Source organism: Leifsonia sp. C5G2 (assembly GCF_013359685.1).
Lineage (GTDB): Bacteria > Actinomycetota > Actinomycetes > Actinomycetales > Microbacteriaceae > Leifsonia.
In genome coordinates this window covers 222,246-243,253 of sequence record NZ_JABFMV010000005.1, presented here as the reverse complement: position 1 = coordinate 243,253, position 21,008 = coordinate 222,246, and the positions used below count along the sequence as shown (strand labels likewise).

Annotated in this window: 25 protein-coding genes; 16 read left to right on the top strand and 9 right to left on the bottom strand. The window is 71.7% G+C overall.

Going from position 1 to position 21,008, the window contains the following annotated elements; genetic code table 11:
* Positions 1–26: 26 nt before the first annotated feature.
* The 3 genes from nucS to HNO83_RS09410 are packed head-to-tail and all read left to right on the top strand — an operon-like array spanning position 27 to position 1,862.
* Complete coding sequence (gene nucS, locus HNO83_RS09420; protein ID WP_175337266.1) at positions 27–722, top strand: endonuclease NucS; 696 nt, start codon at positions 27–29, stop codon at positions 720–722.
* Positions 722–1,147 carry an SseB family protein gene (locus tag HNO83_RS09415; RefSeq protein WP_175337265.1) on the top strand — a complete coding sequence of 142 codons (426 nt, stop codon included), beginning with the start codon at positions 722–724 and terminating at the stop codon, positions 1,145–1,147. The genes nucS and HNO83_RS09415 overlap by 1 nt, the downstream gene beginning before the upstream one ends.
* Positions 1,148–1,184: 37 nt before the next feature.
* The gene (locus HNO83_RS09410) at positions 1,185–1,862 is read left to right on the top strand and encodes an HAD hydrolase-like protein (protein ID WP_175337264.1); all 678 of its coding nucleotides are present in this window, start codon (positions 1,185–1,187) and stop codon (positions 1,860–1,862) included.
* Here the strand turns inward: HNO83_RS09410 and HNO83_RS09405 are convergent.
* A complete protein-coding gene (locus HNO83_RS09405; protein WP_175337263.1) occupies positions 1,840–2,460 on the bottom strand; it encodes a VOC family protein in 621 nt (206 codons plus the stop codon). The genes HNO83_RS09410 and HNO83_RS09405 overlap by 23 nt on opposite strands.
* A gap of 121 nt (positions 2,461–2,581) precedes the next feature.
* Here HNO83_RS09405 and HNO83_RS09400 point away from each other — a divergent pair, with 121 nt between their 5' ends.
* Positions 2,582–3,025, top strand: a complete 444-nt coding sequence (locus HNO83_RS09400) for a hypothetical protein (protein ID WP_175337262.1) — start codon at positions 2,582–2,584, stop codon at positions 3,023–3,025.
* An 84-nt stretch (positions 3,026–3,109) separates the two neighbouring features.
* Here the strand turns inward: HNO83_RS09400 and HNO83_RS09395 are convergent, their stop codons facing one another.
* Entirely contained in the window at positions 3,110–5,014 is a 1,905-nt protein-coding gene (locus HNO83_RS09395) for a BglG family transcription antiterminator (RefSeq protein ID WP_175337261.1), read from the bottom strand.
* Between the two features lie 169 nt (positions 5,015–5,183).
* On the opposite strand from HNO83_RS09395, the gene HNO83_RS09390 reads away from it, so the two are divergent.
* The 10 genes from HNO83_RS09390 (at position 5,184) to HNO83_RS09345 (ending at position 14,134) form a co-directional block, all read left to right on the top strand.
* Positions 5,184–5,492 carry a PTS sugar transporter subunit IIB gene (locus HNO83_RS09390; RefSeq protein ID WP_175337260.1) on the top strand — a complete coding sequence of 103 codons (309 nt, stop codon included), beginning with the start codon at positions 5,184–5,186 and terminating at the stop codon, positions 5,490–5,492.
* A gap of 63 nt (positions 5,493–5,555) precedes the next feature.
* Positions 5,556–5,822, top strand: coding sequence for an HPr family phosphocarrier protein (locus HNO83_RS09385; protein WP_175337259.1), 267 nt, complete (start codon positions 5,556–5,558; stop codon positions 5,820–5,822).
* Between the two features lie 16 nt (positions 5,823–5,838).
* Complete coding sequence (gene ptsP / locus HNO83_RS09380; RefSeq protein WP_175337258.1) at positions 5,839–7,548, top strand: phosphoenolpyruvate--protein phosphotransferase; 1,710 nt, start codon at positions 5,839–5,841, stop codon at positions 7,546–7,548.
* Positions 7,545–9,173 carry a PTS mannitol transporter subunit IIBC gene (locus HNO83_RS09375; protein ID WP_175337257.1) on the top strand — a complete coding sequence of 543 codons (1,629 nt, stop codon included), beginning with the start codon at positions 7,545–7,547 and terminating at the stop codon, positions 9,171–9,173. Before ptsP ends, HNO83_RS09375 begins: the two co-directional genes overlap by 4 nt.
* On the top strand, positions 9,170–9,610 hold the full coding sequence (locus tag HNO83_RS09370) for a PTS mannitol transporter subunit IIA (protein ID WP_175337256.1): 441 nt from the start codon (positions 9,170–9,172) through the stop codon (positions 9,608–9,610). Before HNO83_RS09375 ends, HNO83_RS09370 begins: the two co-directional genes overlap by 4 nt.
* Complete coding sequence (locus HNO83_RS09365; protein WP_175337255.1) at positions 9,607–10,776, top strand: mannitol-1-phosphate 5-dehydrogenase; 1,170 nt, start codon at positions 9,607–9,609, stop codon at positions 10,774–10,776. Before HNO83_RS09370 ends, HNO83_RS09365 begins: the two co-directional genes overlap by 4 nt.
* A gap of 131 nt (positions 10,777–10,907) precedes the next feature.
* The gene (locus HNO83_RS09360; RefSeq protein WP_175337254.1) at positions 10,908–12,080 is read left to right on the top strand and encodes a type III polyketide synthase; all 1,173 of its coding nucleotides are present in this window, start codon (positions 10,908–10,910) and stop codon (positions 12,078–12,080) included.
* Between the two features lie 25 nt (positions 12,081–12,105).
* On the top strand, positions 12,106–12,633 hold the full coding sequence (locus HNO83_RS09355; protein ID WP_175337253.1) for an isoprenylcysteine carboxyl methyltransferase family protein: 528 nt from the start codon (positions 12,106–12,108) through the stop codon (positions 12,631–12,633).
* A complete protein-coding gene (locus HNO83_RS09350) occupies positions 12,630–13,670 on the top strand; it encodes an NAD(P)/FAD-dependent oxidoreductase (protein ID WP_175337252.1) in 1,041 nt (346 codons plus the stop codon). The genes HNO83_RS09355 and HNO83_RS09350 overlap by 4 nt, the downstream gene beginning before the upstream one ends.
* A 155-nt stretch (positions 13,671–13,825) precedes the next feature.
* Positions 13,826–14,134: a ParB family protein gene (locus HNO83_RS09345; protein WP_175337251.1), complete on the top strand. Its 309-nt coding sequence runs from the start codon at positions 13,826–13,828 to the stop codon at positions 14,132–14,134.
* Positions 14,135–14,235: 101 nt separating this feature from the next.
* Here the strand turns inward: HNO83_RS09345 and HNO83_RS09340 are convergent, their stop codons facing one another.
* From HNO83_RS09340 to HNO83_RS09330, 3 genes are all read right to left on the bottom strand, one after another.
* A complete protein-coding gene (locus tag HNO83_RS09340; RefSeq protein WP_249776611.1) occupies positions 14,236–15,864 on the bottom strand; it encodes a hypothetical protein in 1,629 nt (542 codons plus the stop codon).
* Between the two features lie 87 nt (positions 15,865–15,951).
* The gene (locus tag HNO83_RS09335) at positions 15,952–16,887 is read right to left on the bottom strand and encodes a hypothetical protein (protein WP_175337250.1); all 936 of its coding nucleotides are present in this window, start codon (positions 16,885–16,887) and stop codon (positions 15,952–15,954) included.
* 48 nt (positions 16,888–16,935) lie between these two features.
* Positions 16,936–18,141: an MFS transporter gene (locus HNO83_RS09330; RefSeq protein WP_175337249.1), complete on the bottom strand. Its 1,206-nt coding sequence runs from the start codon at positions 18,139–18,141 to the stop codon at positions 16,936–16,938.
* A gap of 114 nt (positions 18,142–18,255) precedes the next feature.
* Between HNO83_RS09330 and HNO83_RS09325 the strand changes: the two genes are divergently transcribed.
* Positions 18,256–18,708, top strand: coding sequence for a MarR family winged helix-turn-helix transcriptional regulator (locus HNO83_RS09325; RefSeq protein ID WP_175337248.1), 453 nt, complete (start codon positions 18,256–18,258; stop codon positions 18,706–18,708).
* Positions 18,709–18,711: 3 nt separating this feature from the next.
* Here the strand turns inward: HNO83_RS09325 and HNO83_RS09320 are convergent, their stop codons facing one another.
* Positions 18,712–19,212 carry a hypothetical protein gene (locus HNO83_RS09320; RefSeq protein ID WP_175337247.1) on the bottom strand — a complete coding sequence of 167 codons (501 nt, stop codon included), beginning with the start codon at positions 19,210–19,212 and terminating at the stop codon, positions 18,712–18,714.
* A 47-nt stretch (positions 19,213–19,259) separates the two neighbouring features.
* On the opposite strand from HNO83_RS09320, the gene HNO83_RS09315 reads away from it, so the two are divergent.
* Positions 19,260–19,622, top strand: coding sequence for a nuclear transport factor 2 family protein (locus HNO83_RS09315; RefSeq protein ID WP_175337246.1), 363 nt, complete (start codon positions 19,260–19,262; stop codon positions 19,620–19,622).
* Between the two features lie 35 nt (positions 19,623–19,657).
* Here HNO83_RS09315 and crcB read toward each other — a convergent pair whose 3' ends face one another.
* Genes crcB through HNO83_RS09300 form a run of 3 tightly spaced genes read right to left on the bottom strand, consistent with a single transcriptional unit; the run spans position 19,658 to position 21,002 of the window.
* A complete protein-coding gene (gene crcB / locus HNO83_RS09310) occupies positions 19,658–20,035 on the bottom strand; it encodes a fluoride efflux transporter CrcB (protein WP_175337245.1) in 378 nt (125 codons plus the stop codon).
* On the bottom strand, positions 20,032–20,499 hold the full coding sequence (locus HNO83_RS09305; protein WP_349627115.1) for a fluoride efflux transporter FluC: 468 nt from the start codon (positions 20,497–20,499) through the stop codon (positions 20,032–20,034). Before HNO83_RS09305 ends, crcB begins: the two co-directional genes overlap by 4 nt.
* Entirely contained in the window at positions 20,478–21,002 is a 525-nt protein-coding gene (locus HNO83_RS09300) for a universal stress protein (RefSeq protein WP_175337244.1), read from the bottom strand. The genes HNO83_RS09305 and HNO83_RS09300 overlap by 22 nt, the downstream gene beginning before the upstream one ends.
* Positions 21,003–21,008 lie beyond the last annotated feature (6 nt).

Here is a 21,008-nt window from a genome sequence, read left to right as displayed (position 1 = left end):
GCGGCACCGCCCCGTAGGATGTTCCGGTGCGCCTCGTCATTGCCAACTGCTCCGTCGACTACGCCGGACGGCTCAGTGCGCACCTGCCGCTGGCGACGCGGCTGCTGATGCTGAAGGCAGACGGCAGCCTCCTCGTCCACTCCGACGGCGGGTCGTACAAGCCGCTCAACTGGATGAGCCCGCCCTGCACGCTGACGGTCGACCAGCCGGACGAGTTGCAGCAGGAGGCGGGGATCACGGAGGTCTGGCGCGTCACCCAGGCGAAGACGGCCGACATGCTGGTGGTGTCCATCCACGAGGTCCTGAGCGACACCTCGCACGATCTCGGCATCGACCCGGGTCTCCAGAAGGACGGCGTGGAGGCCCATCTGCAGAAGCTCCTGGCCGAGCAGATCCACCTCCTCGGCGACGGGCACGTGCTGGTCCGGCGCGAGTACATGACCGCTATCGGACCGGTCGACATCCTCGCGCGAGACGGCTCCGGCGCCGCCGTGGCCGTCGAGCTGAAGCGCCGCGGCGACATCGACGGCGTCGAGCAGCTCACCCGCTACCTGGAGCTGATGAACCGCGATCCGCACCTGGCGCCCGTGACCGGTGTGTTCGCCGCGCAGGAGATCAAGCCGCAGGCCAGGACGCTGGCGGAGGACCGCGGCATCCGCTGCCTGGTGCTCGACTACGACGCGATGCGCGGGCTCGACGACAGCGACAGCAGGCTGTTCTGATGGCGCAGCTCAGGCCCCGGTTCCCGCAGAGCTACGAGAACGTCCCTGTGCGCAAGGCGCTCACGGCGATCGCCGCCGAGCCGACCCTGGAGAACCTGGAGGCGCTGCTCGCCGCCGCGGTGAAGGGCGGCCTGGTGGTCGATGTGACCGGCTCGACCCCTCAGGACACCCGGCTGCGCACGATCAGCTCGACGACAGGCGAGGCTGTGCTGCCCCTGTTCACCTCGATGAACGCGCTGCGCGCGGCCGTCGCGCAGTCGGCGGAGGGCGAGGGCGCCAAGGTGCAGGCCGTCATCGTGCCGGCCGTGGAGGCGCTGGGCTTCATCCGCACCGCCGAGTTCGTCGCCGTGCAGTTCGACCCCGGCGCGACCCACACGATGGTGGTCGCCCGCTCGCACGTCGAGTCCGCTCTCGGCGAGCAGTGAACGGCCGCACAGGAACCTGACATACGCTAGGACGGCTATGACCAACCCGACCACCACCGTCACCCGGACGTGGACCTGCATCCTGTTCGACCTCGACGGCACCCTCACCGACTCCGCCCCCGGCATCACCTCGTCCCTCGCGCGCATGTTCGCGACGCTCGGGCAGCCGGTCCCCTCCCCCACCCAGCTGATCGAGTACGTCGGCCCGCCACTCCTCGACTCGCTGCAGAGCATCGGCGGGATGACGGAGCAGGCCGCGCGCCACGCCCTCGACGTCTACCGCGCCGACTACGCCGAGCACGGCGCCTTCGACTCCGCGGTCTTCCCGGGCGTCCGCGGGCTGCTGGAGCGGCTCCGCGGCGCCGGCATCCCGCTCGCGATCGCGACGAGCAAGCCGGAGGCTCAGGCCACGCGCATCCTGGAGCACTTCGGGCTGGCGCAGTTCTTCGACATCATCACCGGTGCGACCGAAGACGAGAGCCGCAGCGCGAAGGCGGACGTGGTCGCCGAGGCCCTCCGCCGGCTCGGCGAGCGCGGTGTCGACCTGGAGCACACCGTCATGGTCGGCGACCGCCAGTACGACGTCGAGGGCGCCGGTGCGCACGGCCTGCCGACCATCCTCGTCGAGTGGGGCTACGGCTCCCCCGCCGAGGCGGCCGGCGCGATCGCGGTCGTGCACTCCGCCGACCAGCTCAGTTCGCTGCTGCTCGGCTGAGCACCTCCCACGCGAAGCCGTCCGGGTCGGTGAAGGCGGCGTCCCCGCCGATCGCCACGCGGTGCGACCCGCTGCCCGCCTCCGGGACGCCGGCGTCCTTCGCCAGCGCCCGGCGCTTGTAGAGACCCAGCTTGATGGGCGAGGCGCCGGTGTCGAACTCGACGTACGAGCCGACGCTCTTGCCGGGCTTCAGCCCGTGCTCGACGTAGAAGCGCTTGCTCGCCCCGACGTCCTCGGCGCCCAGCAGGAGCACGATGCCGTCGAACCGCCGCTCGGCCGGGCGGGTGTCCTTCTTGGCGGTGGTCGCCACCTTCCAGAGGGTGCCGTCGGGCGCCTGGACCGTGCCGCCGAAGCCCCAGAGGGATTTGGCGGCCGGCTTGATCGCGCGCGCCCCCGCGGCCACGGCCGCGTCGAGGAGCGCTGCGGCGTCGCCGGGCTGCGCGACCGTGAGCGAGAGCGTGAAGCCGCGGAAGCCCTCCGTCGGCGCGTCGGACTGCCTGACCCGCACCTGGCCGTCGAGGCCGAAGGCCTCCCGGTAGAAGGTTGCGGCGGATGCTGCGTCTGCCACCTCGAGGGTGACCGCTTCGATTGTCGTCATGCCCTTCACGCTAGGGATCCGGCCGGGGCCGCCGCTTCTCCAAACCTGCTCGTCTTCGGACCGGGAGCCGGGTAGGGTTGTTGGTTGCGATAACGCACCACATACAGCACTAGGGATCACTATGCGCACACGTAATCCGTTCGTTCCGGCCGCCATCGTCGCGGCCCTCACCATCGGTTCGCTGGCGGCCTGTTCCAGCGACGGAAACAGCAACTACGTCACGCCGCAGACGCCCGGGGCGTCGTCCTCCTCGACGCCGGCGGCCGGGTCCTCGGACGAGGCGACCTCGGAGGAGCTGCCCTCCGACTTCCCGAAGGATGACGTGCCGCTCGTCGACGGCACGGTCGTGGTCGCCCGCGGCGACAAGGACAACGGCTGGTCCGTGACGGTCCAGCCGAAGGGCAAGGACGGCTTCGCCGAGGCGAAGTCGAAGCTGGAGGCGAAGGGCTTCACCGCGCAGCCGGATGCCACCGACAGCAAGGCCGTCTACACGAACGACAAGTACACGGTCGCCGTCGGCACCCCCGGCGTCTCGGTCACCTACGCCGTCACCGCCAACCAGTAACCCGCGCCCCGAGCCATCGGCTCCGGAGTTTTTCGAGCGAATCCGTCGATTTCGCTCGAGAAACTCCGGAGCTCTTGGTTTGGGTCAGGCGTCGATGATGCGGACGAGCTCGTCGATGAAGGCGGTGAAGGTGTCGGACCGGCGGATGAGGGCGAGCACGGCCTCGCGGTCGGAGAACACCTCGACGAACTGGTCGAAGACCGTCTGGAACGAGGAGCGCCCCTCCGCCGAGAACGCGATGAACGCGATCACGTTCACCCGGGCGTCCCCCCAGTCGATCGCCGTGTCGTTGACCACGATCGCGATCGCCGTGCGCTGAGCGCTCATGGACATGGCGTGCGGCACGGCGAGCGAGTCGGTGAACGCGGTGGACGACATCTGCTCGCGCTCGACCGTCTGGTCGACGTACTCCTGGTCGATCGCGCCGACCGCCATCATCCTGTCGCCGAGCGCCCGGATCATGGTGATCGGGTCGCGCGCGTAGAAGTTGCGCAGGAACAGGCGCTCGTCGAAGTACTCCAGCAGCTCGCTCTTGATCCGCGCCCTGTGCCGCTGGCGGCGGATGCGGGATGCGGCCTGACGGATGTGCTCCACATCCGTCTCGGTCAGGAACGGCTGCACGATGACCGTGTTCTCGCGCCTCCCGCGCGGATCGATCGTCGTGAGCACGAGGTCGGCGTCCAGGTCGTCCCAGTCGGCGTCGGTCGAGGTGATGACGCTGGTGATGTCGAGCTCGTCGCCGAGCGTGCTCTCCAGCCGGTCGCGCAGCAGGATGTGCATGTCGTAGTAGTTGGGGCAGACGACCGCGCAGGTGACCGCGTCCCTCCGCCGCGACTGCTGCTCCAGGTAGGCGCCGACGTGCATCGCGATGTACGCGATCTCGTCGTCGTTGACCTCGATGCCCTCCGCCGCCTGCAGCCGGCTGGCGATGTAGACGGCGAGCTCGTAGATCATCGGGTAGGAGCTCTTGATCGACCGGGTCAGCGGGTTGCGCGAGAAGGTGTTCTCGTGCGCGCGGGCCACCAGGTTCTGCACGTGCAGCGTGAGCCGGACGATGAAGTTCTCGTCGTGCAGGTCGACCAGGTACTCCGCCGAGGCGCGGTCGACGATGCCGCGCACGACCTCCAGGTCGGCGGGGCTCACGAACTCCTCCACGGTGTCGTGCCCAGCTCCCGGCGCGATCACCCGCGTGCGCATCAGGATGGCGAGGTAGCGCAGCTCGGTCGGGTCGAGTGCCGTGCCGAAGTGCTGCTCGATCAGCCGTCCGAGGTCGTGCGCGAGGGAGCGGATGGTCTCGCTCGTCTCCGGCTCCTCCACCGCCGGCAGGACGCGGTTCTTCGCCACCCGGTCGAGCGCGACGGCCATGTGCAGCAGCACGTCGTTGATGCCGTATTCGTTGACGAAGAAACCGCGCGCGTCGAGCATCGCGACCAGGTCGGACTTGAACTCGGAGAGCCCCTGCGACCCGAAGGCCTCCTGGATGCGGGCGACGTCCACCACGCTCTGCCGCATCTCGTCGCGGAACAGCCGGCTGAGCAGCTTCCGCCGCGCGATCTCCGGCCCGAGAAGGTGCACCACGGCGCCGTGGCGCTCGAGAGAGAGCTCCGTGCCGGAGAGGAGGCCGCGCATCCTGGTCAGGTCGGATTCGATGGTCGAGTCGGAGACGAACAGGCTCTCGGCGGTCTCGTAGACGTCGACGCCGTCCGGCTCGTCGAGCAGGCGCCGGACCAGGAACACCAGCCGCTCCTGCGGCGAGCCGGCGGTCCCCGTCTCGGAGGTGCCGTCGCCGGCGAGGTACGCCGCATACGCGTCGGGCTTGACGTGGTAGCCGTTCGGCCCCGACTCGACGATCTCGCCGAGGGCGGCGGCGTAGCTGCGGATGCTGCGGGTCGTCACGCCGAGGTCGTGCGCGAGCTCCGCGGCCGTCACCCAGGCAGCACGGCGCGCGAGGATGTCGAGCATCCTCGTCTGCTTCGCCGAGAGCGCCACGCGGAACCGCCTTTCCCGACGAGTCAACCACCCCGCGGGCGTACCACCGCGCGTTCCGGCCATCTTTCCGCACCCCCGGAAGAAACGCTGCTGGAGACCCGCGCCGCCCGCAAGACACCATTGCTGTCGTTCCATCAGCTCCACCCAGCACCTCGAAAGGCAAGGATCGATGAGGATCGTGGTCGTCTGCGGCGCCGGCGCGTCCAGCACCTTCGTGGCCGTCAAGCTGCGCAGCGCCGCCCGCGCCCGCGGCGCGGCCATCGAGGTCCAGCCGGGCAGCGCGAGCCAGCTGGGATCCCTCGCCGGTGTCGACGTCCTCCTGGTCGGAGCCCACCTCGAGGCCTCCGTCCCGTCCCTCCGCGAGCGCGCCGCCGCGACCGGCACCGCCGTCGCCGTGCTCCCTCCCGTCTCCCCGGCCGCCCTCGACGGAGAGCGCGCGCTGGACCTGGCCCTCGACGCCAAGGCGACGACACTATGAGCAGAGCCATCCCACCGATGGCGGCGGCCACCCGGCCGACACGGAGCGAAGGAGAACACCACCATGGCTGAACGGATCATCACCGTCGGATCGGCGCACGGACTGCACGCCCGCCCGGCGAAGCTCTTCGTCGAGGCGGTCAACGGCTCGGGCGCGAAGGTGCAGCTGTCGAAGGAGGGCGGCAAGACCGTCGACGCCGGCAGCATCCTCGGCGTGATCTCGCTCGGCATCGACCACGGCGACAAGATCGTGCTCACCACCGACGCGGACAACGGCGAGGCGGTCCTGGACGACCTCGCCGAGATCCTCGCGACGGACCACGACGCGTGAGCGGGGAGACGAGATCATGACGGACACGAGCATCCTCACCGGCGCCGGCATCGGCCAGGGCATCGCCGTCGGGCCGGTCCTGCGGATGTCGGCCCCGCTCCCCGAGCCGGCCGACGAGCGCAGCACCCGCACCCCCGACGAGGAGAAGGCCCGCGTGCAGCAGGCCGTCGCGGCCGTGGCCGCCGATCTGCGCGAGCGCGCCTCCACTGTCGAGGGCACCGCCGCCGACGTGCTCGAGGCGCAGTCGATGATGGCGGAGGACTCCACCCTCGCCGACGACGTCGCCTCCCGGATCGACGGCGGCAAGACGGCCGAGCGCGCGGTCTTCGAGGGCTTCGCGGTGTTCCGCGACATGCTCAAGGACCTCGGCGGCTACATGGGCGAGCGCGCGGGCGACCTCGACGACGTCTCGCAGCGTGTGGTCGCGGCGCTCCAGGGCAAGCCGGCGCCGGGCGTCCCCCACTCCGACAGCCCGTACGTGCTCGTCGCGCACGACCTCGCCCCCGCCGACACGGCCCTGCTCGACCTGACCAAGGTGCTCGGCCTCGTGACCAAGGAGGGCGGACCGACCTCGCACACGGCGATCCTCGCCCGCGAGAAGTCGATCGTCGCGGTCGTCGGGGCGGCGGGCGCCGACCGCCTGGCCGACGGCGACGAGGTCGTCGTGGACGCCGGAGCCGGCACGGTCACCGTCGCGCCGACCGACGACCAGCGGGCAGATGCGCTCCGCCGCATTGAGGAGCGCGCGGCAGCGCTCGCGGGCGGCGTCGAGCCGGGAGCCCTCGCCGACGGCACCGCGATCCCGCTGCTGGCCAACCTCGGCTCGGCCGAGGGCGCCGAGGGAGCCCTCGCTGCGGGGGCGGAGGGCGTCGGGCTGTTCCGCACCGAGTTCCTCTTCCTCGACCAGCGGATGGCGCCCACCGTCGAACAGCAGCGCGAGCAGTACACCAAGCTGCTGAGCGCGTTCGGCGGCGGCAGGAAGGTCGTCGTGCGCGTACTCGACGCCGGCGCCGACAAGCCGCTCGAGTTCCTCAACGACGCCCACGAGGACAACCCGGCTCTCGGCCTCCGCGGCCTGCGCTCCCTCCGGGCGAACGAGGACATCCTCCGCGAGCAGCTCACCGCCCTCGCCGAGGCGGACGCGCAGACCGACGCGGACCTGTGGGTCATGGCGCCGATGGTGTCCACCGTCGAGGAGACGCGCTACTTCACCGAGCTCGGGCGCGAGTACGGGCTCAAGACCGTCGGCGTGATGGTCGAGGTGCCGTCGGCCGCGCTGCTCGCCGACCGCGTTCTCCAGGTGGCCGACTTCGCCTCCATCGGCACGAACGACCTCACCCAGTACACGCTCGCCGCCGACCGCCTGCTCGGCTCGGTCGCCGGGTTCCAGGACCCGTGGCACCCGGCCGTCCTCCGCCTCATCGGCGAGGTCGGCGCTGCGGGAGCGGCGCAGGGCAAGCCGGTCGGCATCTGCGGCGAGGCGGCGGCCGACCCGCTGCTCGCGGTCGTGCTCGTCGGACTCGGCGCCACCACCCTCTCGATGTCGCCGGCGGCCCTCGCCGACGTGCGGCTCTCCCTCAAGCGCTACACCCTCGGCCAGGCCCGCTCGCTGGCCGAGACCGCCCTGGCCGCCGATGGCGCGGCCGAAGCCCGTGAGGCGGTCCGTGCGGCCGCCGACCGGTTCACCTCACCAGCCCCCGACAACAGAAACGAGGCCCCCCAATGACGACGGCGACAGCGACGACGCCGAACGCGTCCACCCCGAAGAAGCCGAGCAGCGCGCGCGTCCACGTGCAGCGCTTCGGCACCTTCCTCTCCAACATGGTGATGCCGAACATCCCCGCCTTCATCGCGTGGGGGTTCATCACCGCCCTGTTCATCGCCACCGGCTGGCTTCAGAACACGGGATGGGCCATCAGCCCGATCCTCGGCGGCTTCGGCGACCAGGCCAAGATCGGCTGGCAGGGCGCGGCGACCGTGCTCGCGCAGGACCCCAGCGGCCACACCTTCTCGCAGTACGTCGGCCTCGTCGGCCCGATGATCACCTACCTGCTCCCGCTTCTCATCGCGAACACCGGCGGCCGCATGGTCTACGGCGTCCGCGGCGGCGTGGTCGGCAGCATCGCCACCATGGGCGTCATCGTCGGCTCCACCATCCCGATGTTCATCGGCGCCATGATCCTCGGCCCGCTGAGCGCCTGGATCATGAAGAAGGTCGACCAGCTCTGGGACGGCAAGATCAAGGCCGGCTTCGAGATGCTGGTCAACAACTTCTCGGCCGGCATCGTCGGCATGCTGCTCTCGATCGGCGCCTTCTTCGGCATCGCACCGCTCGTCGAGTGGCTGAGCTCGGTGCTCGGCAACGCGGTGAACTGGCTGGTGTCCATGCACCTTCTGCCGTTCGCCAGCATCCTGATCGAGCCCGGCAAGGTGCTGTTCCTCAACAACGCCATCAACCACGGCGTGCTCACCCCGCTCGGCGTCGAGCAGGCGCAGCAGACCGGCAAGTCGATCCTGTTCCTGCTGGAGGCCAACCCCGGGCCCGGCTTCGGCATCCTGATCGCCTACTCGATCTTCGGTCTCGGCATCGCCCGCGCGAGCGCGCCCGGTGCCGCCCTGATCCAGTTCGTCGGCGGCATCCACGAGATCTACTTCCCGTACGTGCTGATGAAGCCGACCATCATCATCGCCGCGATCCTCGGCGGTATGACCGGCATCGCCACCAACGTCACCTTCAACTCCGGCCTGCGCGCACCGGCCTCCCCCGGCTCGATCATCGCGGTGCTGCTGCAGACCCCGGCCGACAGCTTCGTCGGGGTGACGCTCTCCGTCGTGCTGGCCGCCGCCGTCTCGTTCATCGTGGCGTCGATCATCCTGCGGGCCAGCCGCAAGCGCGACCTCGCAGCGGGCAACGCCGGCGACCTGTCGGCCGCGGTCGCCGCGACCGAGGCGAACAAGGGCAAGTCGTCCTCCGTCCTCGAGGGCCTGGTGCAGGAGGGCGAGCACGACACCGGCGACGCCCAGGGCGACGCGACCAACCGCCTGGTTCAGAACATCGTCTTCGCGTGCGACGCTGGGATGGGTTCGAGCGCGATGGGCGCGTCCGTGCTGCGCAACAAGATCAAGAAGGCGGGCGTCGAAGGGGTCACGGTCACCAACCAGGCGATCAGCAACCTCGACGGAACGGCCGACCTGGTCATCACGCAGCGCGAGCTGACCGACCGCGCGAAGGGCCAGTCGCCGAACTCGCTCCATGTGTCCGTCGACAACTTCATGAACAGCCCCAAGTACGACGAGGTCGTCGACCTCGTCGCCAACCAGCAGAAGGCAACGGAGGACGCAGCCAAATGACCGACACCACGATTCTCGACCGGGCGAACGTCGTGGCCGCGGGCTCCGCGGCCACACGGGAGGACGCGATCCGGGAGGCGGGTGCGCTGCTCGTCGCAGCGGGCGCCGTCGAGCCGGGCTACGTCGACTCGATGCAGGAGCGCGAGAACACCGTCTCCACCTTCATGGGGAACGGCCTCGCCATCCCGCACGGCACCAACGAGTCCAAGGACGAGATCAAGCGGTCGGCGCTCTCCTTCATCCGCTACTCCTCGCCGCTCGACTGGGGCGGCGAGGAGGTGCGGTTCGTCGTCGGCATCGCCGGGCAGAACAACGAGCATCTCGAGATCCTGTCCAAGATCGCCATCCTCTTCTCGGAGGAGGACGACGTGCAGAAGCTGCTCGACGCGCCGGACGCCGACGCGCTGTATGCGCTGCTAGGAGATGTGAACGAGTGAAGGCCGTCCACTTCGGTGCAGGCAACATCGGGCGCGGCTTCGTGGGGCTCCTGCTCCACGAAGCCGGCTACGAGGTCGTGTTCGCGGACGTCAACGCCGAGCTGATCGACGCGCTGGCCGCCGCCGACTCGTACCAAGTGCACCTGGTCGGCGAGGAGTCGGAGACGAAGACCGTCACCGGGTTCCGCGCGATCAACAGCGCGACGGAGGAGGAGGCGCTGGTCGCGGAGATCGCGTCGGCCGACGTGGTGACCACGGCCGTCGGCCCGCGCATCCTGCGGTTCGTCGCCCCGGTCATCGCGCGCGGTCTCGCCGCCCGGCCGGACGACGCTCCGCGGCTCGCGGTCATGGCCTGCGAGAACGCGATCGGCGCCTCCGACCTGCTGGCGGCGGAGCTGATGGACGGGCTCCCCGACGACGAGACCCGGGAGGCGCTGGCCGCGAAGGCGGTCTTCGCCAACACGGCCGTCGACCGGATCGTGCCCGCGCAGGCCCCGGACGCCGGCATCGACGTGACCGTCGAGACCTTCTACGAGTGGGTCGTCGACCGGTCGCCGTTCGGCGGGAACGTGCCGGATATCCCCGGTGCCCACTTCGTCGACTCGCTCGGCCCGTACATCGAGCGGAAGCTCTTCACGGTGAACACCGGCCACGCGACCGTCGCCTACACCGGCTTCCTGCGCGGCGCGACGACGATCAGCGAGGCGATCGGCATCCCGGAGGTGCGCGAGGCCGCCGAGGCCGCGCTGCGGGAGACGTCCGCCGCGCTGAGCGCCAAGCACGGCCTGCCGGAGGAGGAGCTCGCCGCCTACCGCGCGAAGATCCTCGGCCGGTTCGCGAACCCCTACCTGGTTGACGAAGTTACAAGGGTCGGCCGCGAGCCCCTCCGCAAGCTCGGGCGCAACGACCGCTTCATCGGCCCGGCGTCGGACTACGCGGAGTACGTGGGCGGCATCCCGGAGGCGCTGATCGCAGCCGTCGGCGCCGCGTTGCGGTTCGACGTGCCGGAGGACACGCAGAGTGTCGAGCTGCTGCGGCTGCTCGACGAGGCGGACGCGTCCGCGATCGTCGAGGAGGTCATGGGAGTGGCGGCCGGCGAGGCGTTGCACGAGCCCCTGACCCGGGTCGTGGCCGAGGCGCAGCGGGAGCGCGGGGCGTCCGCCTAGACAGCGTCGAAAGGGAGGAGTTCGCGGCCGGAACGGTCGCCGAACTCCTCCCTTCGCCGTTCCCGGGCACCCTCGCTGGGTATCCGCCGACCGCTGGCAGCGGCGGAGAAGGCTGGTGGTACGTTTCGCATGTGAGCCGAATCGTGTCGGTGGCGCCGGTGCTCCCCGCCCGGAGCTACAGCCAAGGGGAGATCACCGCTGCACTGCTCGCGATGATCACCTCCGACCCTGCGCGCCAGCAGGTGATGCGCCGCATCCATGCGTCCTCCGGGGTGCAGACCCGCAGCCTGGTGATGCCGCTGGAGCAGTACAGCTCGCTCGCGTCGTTCCAGGAGTCGAACGACTACTTCATCGCCGAGGGCACATCGCTCGCCGAGCGCGCCGTGACAGCCGCCCTCGCCTCCGCGGGCCTCCAGCCCGCCGACGTCGACTTCCTGCTGTTCACCTCGGTCACCGGCATCGCCACCCCGTCCATCGACGCGCAGCTGGTCTCCCGGCTGGGACTGCGTCCCGACGTCAAGCGACTGCCGAGCTTCGGGCTCGGCTGCGTCGCGGGCGCGGCCGGCATCGCGCGCGTCAACGACTACCTCGCCGGGCACCCGGACGAGGTGGCCGTACTGCTCTCCGTGGAGCTGTGCTCGCTGACCGTGCAGGCCAGGGACGACTCGATGGCGAACATCGTCGCGAGCGGCCTCTTCGGCGACGGCGCGGCCGCCGTGGTCATGGTGGGCGACGCCCGGGCCGAGGCCCTCGGGCTCCCCGGACCCGAGGTGGTGGACACCCGCAGCCACATCTACCCGGACACAGCGGACGTGATCGGCTGGGACATCGGCGGCACCGGCTTCCGCATCGTGCTGAGCGCCGGCGTGCCCGACGTGATCGACCGGAACTTCGCCGACGACGCCTGCGGCATCCTCGCCGCCCACGGGCTCGATGTCGACGACGTAGGGGCGTGGGCCGCGCATCCCGGCGGCCCGAAGGTGCTGGAGGCGTTCTCGCAGGCGCTCGACCTGCCGGAGGGGGCGCTGGACGCGAGCTGGCGGTCGCTGGCGAACGTCGGCAACCTCTCGTCCGCCGCGGTGCTGCACGTGCTCGCCGAGCAACTGGACGGGTACCCGCCCGACACGATCGGCCTCCTGTTCGCGCTCGGGCCGGGTGTGACCAGCGAACTGGTGCTGCTGCGCTGGGCGGAAGGATCCCGGAGCGCCGAGCGGGCCGCCGCACCCGCGACGGCGACTCAGGCCGTCCCGGCGTCGCTTCCTGCCACCCTGCCGGCGGCCGCGATGATCGAGCCGACCCTGTGAGCAGTTTCGTGAACGGGGCCGACGCGTGATCTGGTACACGCTGCTCGTGCTCGCCACAGGCGTCGAGCGCATCGCCGAGCTGATCGTCTCCACCCGGAACGCCAAGTGGTCGTTCGCGCGCGGCGGGGTCGAGTTCGGCCGTGGGCACTTCCCCCCGATGGTGGCCCTTCACACCGGGCTGCTGCTCGCCTGCCTCGCCGAAGTGTGGCTCCTGGACCGCCCGTTCCTGCCGTGGCTGGGCTGGCCGATGCTCGCGCTGGTCCTCGCCAGCCAGGCGCTGCGGTGGTGGTGCATCGCGACGCTCGGCCCGCGCTGGAACACCCGGGTCATCATCGTGCGCGACCTGCCGCTCGTCGCCGCGGGCCCCTACCGCTGGTTCAAGCACCCCAACTACGTCGCCGTCGTCGTCGAGGGCTTCGCCCTCCCTCTCGTGTACACCGGGTGGATCACCGCCCTGGCCTTCACCGTGCTGAACGCGTGGCTGCTGGCCGTGCGCATCCGGTGCGAGAACCGCGCCCTCGCGACCGTGCTCCCCACCGACGCCCGCGCATGAACCCCCAGGTCGTCGTGGTGGGCGGCGGCCCCATCGGCCTGGCGTGCGCGATCGAGGCGCGCGTGGACGGCCTGGACGTCGTGCTCGTCGAACCGCGCGTCGGGCCCATCGACAAGGCGTGCGGCGAGGGGCTCATGCCCGGGGCGCTCGCGGCGCTCCACCGCATCGGCGTCGACCCGCCCGGCCGCCGGCTGGACGGCATCGCCTACATCGACGCAGGCTCCCGGGTGGAGCACCGCTTCGCGGACCGTCCGGGACGCGGCGTGCGGCGGACCGTGCTGCACCAGGCGCTCGCGGAGCGGGCAGCCGAGCTGGGCGCCGACCGCATCCATGCCAAGGTCACCGGCCTGCAGCAGAGCGCGGACGTCGTCGAGCTCACCCTCAGCTCCGGGGAGACGCTCCGGACCCCCTGGGTGATCGCCGCAGACGGGCTGCACTCGCCGGTGCGACGGATGCTGAGGCTCGACGGTCGCTCCCAGCCGGGTACCCGTCGCCGCTTCGGTCTGCGCAAGCACTTCGGGGTCGAGCCGTGGACGTCGCTGGTCGAGGTGCATTGGGCGCAGGGCGCCGAGGCGTACGTGACACCGGTCGACGAGCGGACCGTCGGCGTCGCCGTGCTCGGCGGGCGGCCCCTCGATGTGGACGAGGTGATCGCCGGCATCCCCGAGCTCTCCGCGCGCCTCGACGGCGTCGCTTCGGTCACCGATCCGCGTGGGGCTGGTCCGCTGCTCCAGCGTGCGCGGTCACGCTCGTCGGGCCGGGTGCTCCTCGCGGGCGATGCCTCCGGATATGTGGACGCCCTCACGGGCGAGGGGATGCGCGTGGGGTTCGCACAGGCCAGGTCGGCGATCGCGGCGGTGAGCGCCGGCGACGCCGAGCAGTACGAGCGGGCATGGCGCACGACGACCCGCGACTTCCGGCTGCTGACGTCGGCCCTCGTGGTGGCTGCGCGCTCCCGGTTCCGGTCCCGGATCGTCCCGACGGCGGCTAGAAGGCCGGAGCTTTTCGGCTCGATCGTGGAGCGGCTCTCCCGCTGACCCGATGCCTCGGTCGTGGCCGGTCGCCGCCGCTAAAAATGCATGCATACTCACGCATTTAAAGCATGCTTAGCACCTGTGGATTATGGCCCTGCGGCGGGTGGAACGCTTAGTATGTGTGCCAACACCAGATTTCACACCCCGAAAGGCGCGACATGGAAGGACCCGTCCCGAACCCGACCGACGGCCAGCCGGCCCCGGCGAACGTCTCGAGCCCACCGCGACCGCAGCGCCCGGTGAAGAAGAGGACGACGGTCACCTTCTACCTCACCGAGGCGATGCGGAACCGGGCGCGGGCCGCCTATCGGCAGACCTCCTTCGACGAACGCGACAGCAGCTGGTCGGAGATGCTCAACAAGGCGCTTCTCGCCGAGGTGGAGCGCCGGGAGGCCGAATACAACGAGGGCCGCGCCTTCGTCGGCAACGGGGATCCGCTGACGCCGGGGCGACCGATCGGGTTCTGAGAGCCGGGGCGACTGCTCCCACATCCGCGCCGAGACATGGCGAGTTCCCGGCACGTCGGCGGCTGGGGAGAGCCGACGTGCCGGGAAGTCAGCACCGATCCTTAGCGCAGGTGGTGGTGGCGTCGTCCGCGGCCGGCCGCGACGAACGCCAGCATCACTCCGAGGAGCGCCAGCAGGGCGCCGAGGGCACCCAGCCCGAGCTCATTCGAGCCGGTCGACGCCAGCATGGCGGTCGACGTGCCGAGACCCGCCACCATGGAGACCGCACCCAGCCCGGCGACCGCGGTGGTGCCGGGGTCGGACGGCGTGGCGGGCGTACCCGGCGTCGTCGGGGTGGTCGGCGTCGTCGGGGTGGTCGGCGTCGTCGGGGTCGTGGTGGACCCCGTCGTCGTCGCGTCACCCAGAACGCTGATCGCGTTGCCGCCGACCGTCACCGGGACGCCGACATCGACCGGAAGGCCGATCCCGTCGAGCAGGCCGCCGCCGGTGCTTCCGGTCCCGCCGGTCCCGCCGCCCGCGGACGAGCCGCCGGTCGCCGGAGCCGAGGTGGAGGAACCGCCCGAGGTGGCGTCGCCGACGACCGACACGGCGTTGCCGCCGGCGGTCACCGGGACATCCGCACCGATCGGCGCGGCGACCCCGGAGAGCAGGCCGCCGTCCGAGCCGGAGCCGGAGGTCGCCGTGGTGTCGCCCGCGGCGGGAGCCGTCGCGGCCGAATCGGAGGTGGTTGCGTCGCCGAGGACCGAGACGGCGTTGCCGCCGGCGGTCACCGGGACATCCGCGTTGACCGGCGCCTGGATGCCGGAGACCAGGCCGCCGCCGGAGCCGGAGCCCGAGGTCGCCGTCGTGCTCCCCGCGGCCGGGGCCGCGACATCCGAACCGGACGTGGAAGCGTCCCCGATCACCGACACGGCGTTGCCGCCGGCCGTCACGGGAACCGCCGCACTGACGGGCGCGGCGACGTCGGAGAGCACACCGCCGCTCGAGCCGGAGCCCGAGGACGTTGCCGTCGTGTCACCAGCGGCCGGTGCGGTCACATCCGAACCGGACGTGGACGCATCCCCGAGCACCGACACGGCGTTGCCGCCGGCCGTCACGGGAACCGCCGCGCCGATCGGCGCCTGGACGCCGGACAGCAGGCCGCCGTCCGAACCGGACGATGTCGCCGTCGAGCTGCCGCCCGAACCGGGGGCGGCGGACGCGTCGGACGACGTCGCGTCACCGAGCACCGAGACGGCGTTGCCGCCCGCGGTCACCGGTACGTCCACCGAGACGGGCGCCTGGAGGCCGGAGGCCGTGCCGTCGGCACCGCCCGAGGTCGCCGTCGCACCGGAGTCGGCGGCCGGCGCTGCGGACGACGACGAGTCGGCGCTGGATGCGTCGCCCGCGACGCTGATCGCGTTGCCCGCGACCGTCACCGGGGCGCTGAGGTCGACCGCTGCCTGATCGCCGGTGAGCACACCGCCGAGCGAGTCGGGCGAGATGGACACCGACGGCGCGGGAGCGGCCGGGGTGGCGGTGGTGGAGCCGGAGCTCGTCGAGTCGCCGACGAGCGAGATCCCGTTGCCCGAGAGCGAGACGGGGACGGAGGCGCTGACGACCGCCTGGTCGCCGCTGGCGATGCCGTCGCCGGCCGGGGCCTCGGCCGCGTTCGCCGCAGCCGTCCCGGCGAGCCACAGGCCGCCGACGCAGAGGGTGAACCACAGCCCCCTGGAGACGTACTTGTTCATGGATCTGCCTTTCGAATGAGTGGGAGACCCGGGCACGGAGGTGCGCGGGAGCGATCGCGTGCTGCCATCGGGGCAGCTGCGACCCACTCAGTCGGGGCTGATGTCGTGGTCGGCGACGGGGCTCGCGGGGACGGTGTCGTCCGCGGGCGCGCCGCTCAGCCCGCTCCGCACGGATGCGGGCAGGAGGAAGCCATCGGGAGCCGCTCCGGCTCCGGGCACGGGGGCGCCAGGACCGGCGCCTCCGGACGAACCGGACGCACCGCCCGTGGGCAGACTCCCGCCGGGCAGGCCGCCGGGGACGCCTCCCGGGCTGTCGTCGCCGGGCAGGGCCGGGCCGCTCCCAGACGCACCGGGGTGGCCGAACGGCCCGGGAATCCCGGGCCGGGAGGCGAGGAGACGCGTGTCTGCCGCTGCCGGCGAGCCGCCCGCGACGGCCGCCGCGGCAGCATCCGCAGGGGCAGCCTGCGACCCGGGTGCGTCCGCGACGGACGTGCCGGGCGCGGCGGGCGCCTGCGGTTGGACGACGAGCGGCGCGACGGCCGCGTCGACGACACCCACGGCATCGGACGCCACCTGGTCCACTGCGCCGGCCACCGGCTGCGTGATCGCGGTGACGGGTGCGGCCGGGAGCACATCCCGGACCACCGGCACCTGGGCGACGACCTCGTCGACGGTCGATGCGACCGGCTCGACGACGCTCGCAACCGGCGACTGCTCGGCCACCTGGTCGACTGTGTCGGTGACCGGCGTCACGACGGCGGACACGACCTGCTGGACGGGAGCGGGAAGCGCTGGGGCCACAGCGGAGGTGACGGAGCCGAGGGCCTCGCCTGCCGCGCCGGTGACGTTCGACACGAGGCCGCTCACGACGCCGGGCGGCGGAGCCGGTTCGTCGGCCGAAGCCGGGGATCCTCCTGCGAGGAATCCGAGGACGGTCAGTCCGGCGCCGGCGATCAGGGAACCGATCAGCACGCGCGCCGGGGTGAGGATGCGGGTGCGCGGAACTTCGGGCACATCCGTCATGCGATCACCCCCTGACCGTTCGAGACGAAAGCGACCGTACTCCTCGTTCTACTGGACTGGAAGAGTTTCCCCGGAAAATTCTTCGCGGTTGTCCGACACCTGCCGGACTCGACGGCGGCCCGAGAGCGCCGCGGCGGCCACGACGACCACCGCACCGGCGGTCATCGCGGCACCCACCCACAGGGGCGAGCGGTAGCCGAGGCCTGCTGCGATGGTGAGGCCGCCGATCCACGCCCCCAGCGCGTTCCCGAGGTTGAAGGCGGCGATGTTCGCACCCGAGGCGAGGGTCGGTGCGTGCGACGCGTACGACAGCACGCGCAGCTGCAGCGCCGGTACCGTGGCGAAGCCGAACGCGCCCATCAGCACGAGCGCGATCACCGCTCCGACGGGCATGCCCGCGACGAGCGCGAAGGCCACGAGCACGACGGCGAGCGCCGAGAGCAGCCAGAGCAGCGTCCCGTCGATGGAGCGGTCGGCGAGGCGGCCGCCCACCCAGTTGCCCGCGAACAGCCCGAGCCCGAACAGGATGAGCAGCCACGGCACCGCGGCGGAGGGGAAGCCCGAGACGCCGGTGAGCGTGTAGGCGATGTACGTGAAGGCGCCGAACATCCCGCCGAAGCCGAGCACGGTCGCCGCCAGGGAGAGCCACACCTGGCCCGACCGGAAGGCGGAGAGCTCGCCGCGCAGCCCGGCGGAGGACCGCTCCCCCGCCGTGCGCGGCACCAGCAGGGCGACCCCGACCAGGGCCGCGACGCCGATGACCGTGATGGCCCAGAAGGTGGACCGCCATCCGAGCGCCTGGCCGAGCAGCGTCCCGAACGGAACGCCGAGCACGTTGGCCGCGGTGAGTCCGGTGAACATGATGGCGATCGCCCTCGCCTGCCGCTCCGGCGCGACCAGGCTCGCGGCCACTACCGAGCCGATGCCGAAGAACGCGCCGTGGCAGAGGGCGGCGAGCACGCGGCCGGCGAGCATGACGCCGTAGTCGGGTGCGAGGGCGGAGAGGAGGTTGCCCGCGATGAACAGCACCATGAGTCCCAGCAGTGCCGCCTTGCGCGGGATGCGGGTGGCCGCGGCCGTCAGCCCGAGGGCGCCGACCACGACGGCGAGGGCGTAACCGGAGATGAGCCAGCCCGCCGCGGCCTCGTCGACGCGGAAGTCGGCGGCCACCTCAGGCAGCAGCCCGGCGATGACGAACTCGGTCAGGCCGATGCCGAACCCTCCGAGCGCGAGGGCGATGAGACCTGCTGGCATGGACGTTCTCCTTGGTTTCCGGGACGATGCGCTACCCTGTTAGTTGCAGACGCGCCATAAATACTTGCACGTGCAACTAAATGGCGCAACCCGAGTCAGGGAAGAGGGACCCATATGGGCATCGCCGACGACGCCGTCGAGGTGCGCGCGCATGGCTGGCGCACGCTGGCGGCACTGCACGGCTACATCGAGGCCGAGCTCGAGCGCGACCTGAACCGCGACGTCCAGCTCTCGGTGGTGGAGTACACCGTGCTCGACGCGCTGGCCCGGCAGGACGGCTGGCACATGCGGATGCAGCAGCTCGCCCGCGCGAGCGCCCTCAGCCCGAGCGCCACCACCCGCCTGGTCAACAGGCTCGAAGAGCGCGACCTGCTCACCCGGGTGCTCTGCGCGGACGACCGGCGCGGCATCTACACCGAGCTCACGGCGTCCGGCCACCGGCTGCTCGACGCCGCCAGGCCGGTGCACGACGCCGCGCTCAGCCGGGCGCTCGACGGCGCTCGCGCGGTGCCGGAGCTCGCTCCCCTTGTCGACGCCCTGCCCGAGCTGACCGCCCAGCCGGCCTGACCGTCAGCGCAGCACCTCGACGAGCGCGACCCACGAGAACAGCACGGTCGTGACGATCGCGAGGATGGTGCCCACGGCGACGAGGACCAGTCCCGCGGATCCCGAAAGGCCGACGAGCATGACGCCGGCCACCGCGTAGAGCGCGGGCGGAACAGCGAACATCGCGATGCGCTCGGCCGAGTAGCGGCGGTAGCCCGTGCTCACGGCATCCCGGTGCACGGTGACCGCCGAGCGGACCACCACGATCGCACACAGCGCCGTGCCGACGAGCACCTGGAGTCCGTACCCCCAGGTGACCTGACCGGGGATCAGCGCGGCGCAGCACAGCGCGACCCCGAGGATGAGGGACGCGATCGAGGCGCCGGCGCGTGCGGCCAGCCCGCGCGACTCCGCGATCTTCTGGATGTTGACGGACAGCGCGACGATCAGCAGGCCGCCCAGCGCCGCACCCGCCCCGGCGACGGCGACGTTGAACTCCGACCACGACGCGAAGGGCTCCTCCATGCGGCCCAGCGTAGCGGCGGCTCGCGCCCAGGGCGTATAACGGGGGCATGGCGGACGCGATCACCAACTGGATCGATCTCTACCGGCGCGCGTGGGAGAGCAACGAGCCCGACGACATCCGGGCCCTGTTCACCGAGGACGCGAGCTACCGCACGGAGCCGTTCGCCGAGCCGTGGGACGGCCACGAGGAGATCGTGGAGGGTTGGCTCGACGCCCAGGACGACCCCGGCGCCGCCACCTTCGAGTGGCGCCTCCTCGGCCAGGACGGACCGGTGTGGTTCGTCGAGGGCGTGACCGACTACCGCGACGGCCCCATCTACAGCAACCTGTGGATCGTCCGGCTGGCCGACGACGGCCGCGCGGAGGAATTCACCGAGTGGTGGATGGAGCAGGAGCCCGACCAGGACTGACCGGCGGCCCGGCGACCTCCCTGCCGGCCGGCGGTTCAGGCCAGCTGCCCCAGCCACAGGCCGAGGCCTGCGGCGGCGAGCGCGAGCACGAGCATCCCGACACCGTTCGCCAGCGCCGCGCGGTACCGCCGCTGCTGCGCCAGCCGGACCGTCTCGTAGCTGGCCGTGCTGAACGTGGTGTACCCGCCCAGGAAACCCGTTCCGAGCGCGGCACGCCACTCCGGCGGCAGTCCGTGGGCCAGCGCGAGCCCGGTGACCAGCCCGAGCAGGAACGAGCCGGTCACGTTGATCACGGTCGTGCCGAGCGGGAAGGCGAGCCGCACCCGGGCGCGCAACAGGCCGTCGAGCACCAACCGCGCGACGGCGCCGACCCCGCCGGCGAGGCCGACGGCGACCACGAGCAGAACGGTCACGGCTTCCCCCTCCCCGCCTGCCGGCGCGCGATGGCCGAGGCCAGCGCGATGCCGGCGACGGACGCCGCAGCCCCGACGACGATCGTGGCGACGGCGTAGAGGATGCTGAGGCCGACGCTCTGCGCCGCGATCAGCCCGTCCGTGTCGACCGCCAGCGAGCTGTAGGTCGTGTACCCGCCCAGGATGCCCGTCCCGACGAACAGCCGCAGGTCGCGGCGGCCGCCCTCGTCCGGTCCGCGCAGTGCCAGCGTCTGCAGGAGCCAGCCGAGCACGAACGCGCCGGTCACGTTGATCAGGAAGGTGATGAGGGGGACCCCGGCGACCGGGGGCACCGAGAGCGTCAGCAGGTACCGGGTGGCGGCACCGAGCGACCCGCCCGCGAACACGAGCAGGATGGAGCGCCGGCGCAGGTGCAGGGGCGCCGGACCACGACCCGCCCGCACTAGCTCTGCGGGTCTTCCCACGGGAACTTCTGCGCCCCCGGGATCGGGTTCAGCGGCACCACGATGACCGGCCGGTGCTGGCGGTGGGCCAGGTGCACGGCGACAGAGCCGTTGAAGAACTCGCGGACGCTGCCGCGCAGACCGGCCTCGCGCGTCCCGACGACGATGTAGCGCGCATCCAGGTCGTCCGCCAGCCGGGCCAGCGACCAGGCCGGGTCGCCCGCCAGCTGCTGCAGCGAGTACGGGATGCCGCGTCCGTCGAGCACGCGGCGGATCTGCGCCTCCAGGTCGGGATCGAAACGCTCCTCCTCGGTCTCCGGGAGGTCGGGGTCGTACGGCAGCGCGACCACCGTGCCGTCGACGTAGCTCGACACGATGTAGCGGTCGGGGTCGACGTTCGCGCACACCAGCGGAACGTCGAGGTCGTCGGCGAGACGGGCCGCCGCCTCGAGCACCGCGACCGGCTGCCCCGGGACCACGGCCGCCAGGATTCCTCCGCGGCCGGCGAGCTCGTTGCCGTTCATGCCCCT

Bases quoted from the DNA above. Each gene is read 5' to 3' on its own strand.
- HNO83_RS09405 (WP_175337263.1), bottom strand. From the start codon at position 2,460: ATGACGACAATCGAAGCGGTCACCCTCGAGGTGGCAGACGCAGCATCC.
- HNO83_RS09385 (WP_175337259.1), top strand. From the start codon at position 5,556: ATGGCTGAACGGATCATCACCGTCGGATCGGCGCACGGACTGCACGCC.
- HNO83_RS09375 (WP_175337257.1), top strand. From the start codon at position 7,545: ATGACGACGGCGACAGCGACGACGCCGAACGCGTCCACCCCGAAGAAG.
- HNO83_RS09410 (WP_175337264.1), top strand. From the start codon at position 1,185: ATGACCAACCCGACCACCACCGTCACCCGGACGTGGACCTGCATCCTG.
- HNO83_RS09400 (WP_175337262.1), top strand. From the start codon at position 2,582: ATGCGCACACGTAATCCGTTCGTTCCGGCCGCCATCGTCGCGGCCCTC.
- HNO83_RS09415 (WP_175337265.1), top strand. From the start codon at position 722: ATGGCGCAGCTCAGGCCCCGGTTCCCGCAGAGCTACGAGAACGTCCCT.
- HNO83_RS09345 (WP_175337251.1), top strand. From the start codon at position 13,826: ATGGAAGGACCCGTCCCGAACCCGACCGACGGCCAGCCGGCCCCGGCG.
- HNO83_RS09340 (WP_249776611.1), bottom strand. From the start codon at position 15,864: ATGAACAAGTACGTCTCCAGGGGGCTGTGGTTCACCCTCTGCGTCGGC.
- ptsP (WP_175337258.1), top strand. From the start codon at position 5,839: ATGACGGACACGAGCATCCTCACCGGCGCCGGCATCGGCCAGGGCATC.
- HNO83_RS09330 (WP_175337249.1), bottom strand. From the start codon at position 18,141: ATGCCAGCAGGTCTCATCGCCCTCGCGCTCGGAGGGTTCGGCATCGGC.
- HNO83_RS09315 (WP_175337246.1), top strand. From the start codon at position 19,260: ATGGCGGACGCGATCACCAACTGGATCGATCTCTACCGGCGCGCGTGG.
- HNO83_RS09390 (WP_175337260.1), top strand. From the start codon at position 5,184: ATGAGGATCGTGGTCGTCTGCGGCGCCGGCGCGTCCAGCACCTTCGTG.
- HNO83_RS09300 (WP_175337244.1), bottom strand. From the start codon at position 21,002: ATGAACGGCAACGAGCTCGCCGGCCGCGGAGGAATCCTGGCGGCCGTG.
- HNO83_RS09370 (WP_175337256.1), top strand. From the start codon at position 9,170: ATGACCGACACCACGATTCTCGACCGGGCGAACGTCGTGGCCGCGGGC.
- HNO83_RS09335 (WP_175337250.1), bottom strand. From the start codon at position 16,887: ATGACGGATGTGCCCGAAGTTCCGCGCACCCGCATCCTCACCCCGGCG.
- HNO83_RS09320 (WP_175337247.1), bottom strand. From the start codon at position 19,212: ATGGAGGAGCCCTTCGCGTCGTGGTCGGAGTTCAACGTCGCCGTCGCC.
- HNO83_RS09350 (WP_175337252.1), top strand. From the start codon at position 12,630: ATGAACCCCCAGGTCGTCGTGGTGGGCGGCGGCCCCATCGGCCTGGCG.
- HNO83_RS09325 (WP_175337248.1), top strand. From the start codon at position 18,256: ATGGGCATCGCCGACGACGCCGTCGAGGTGCGCGCGCATGGCTGGCGC.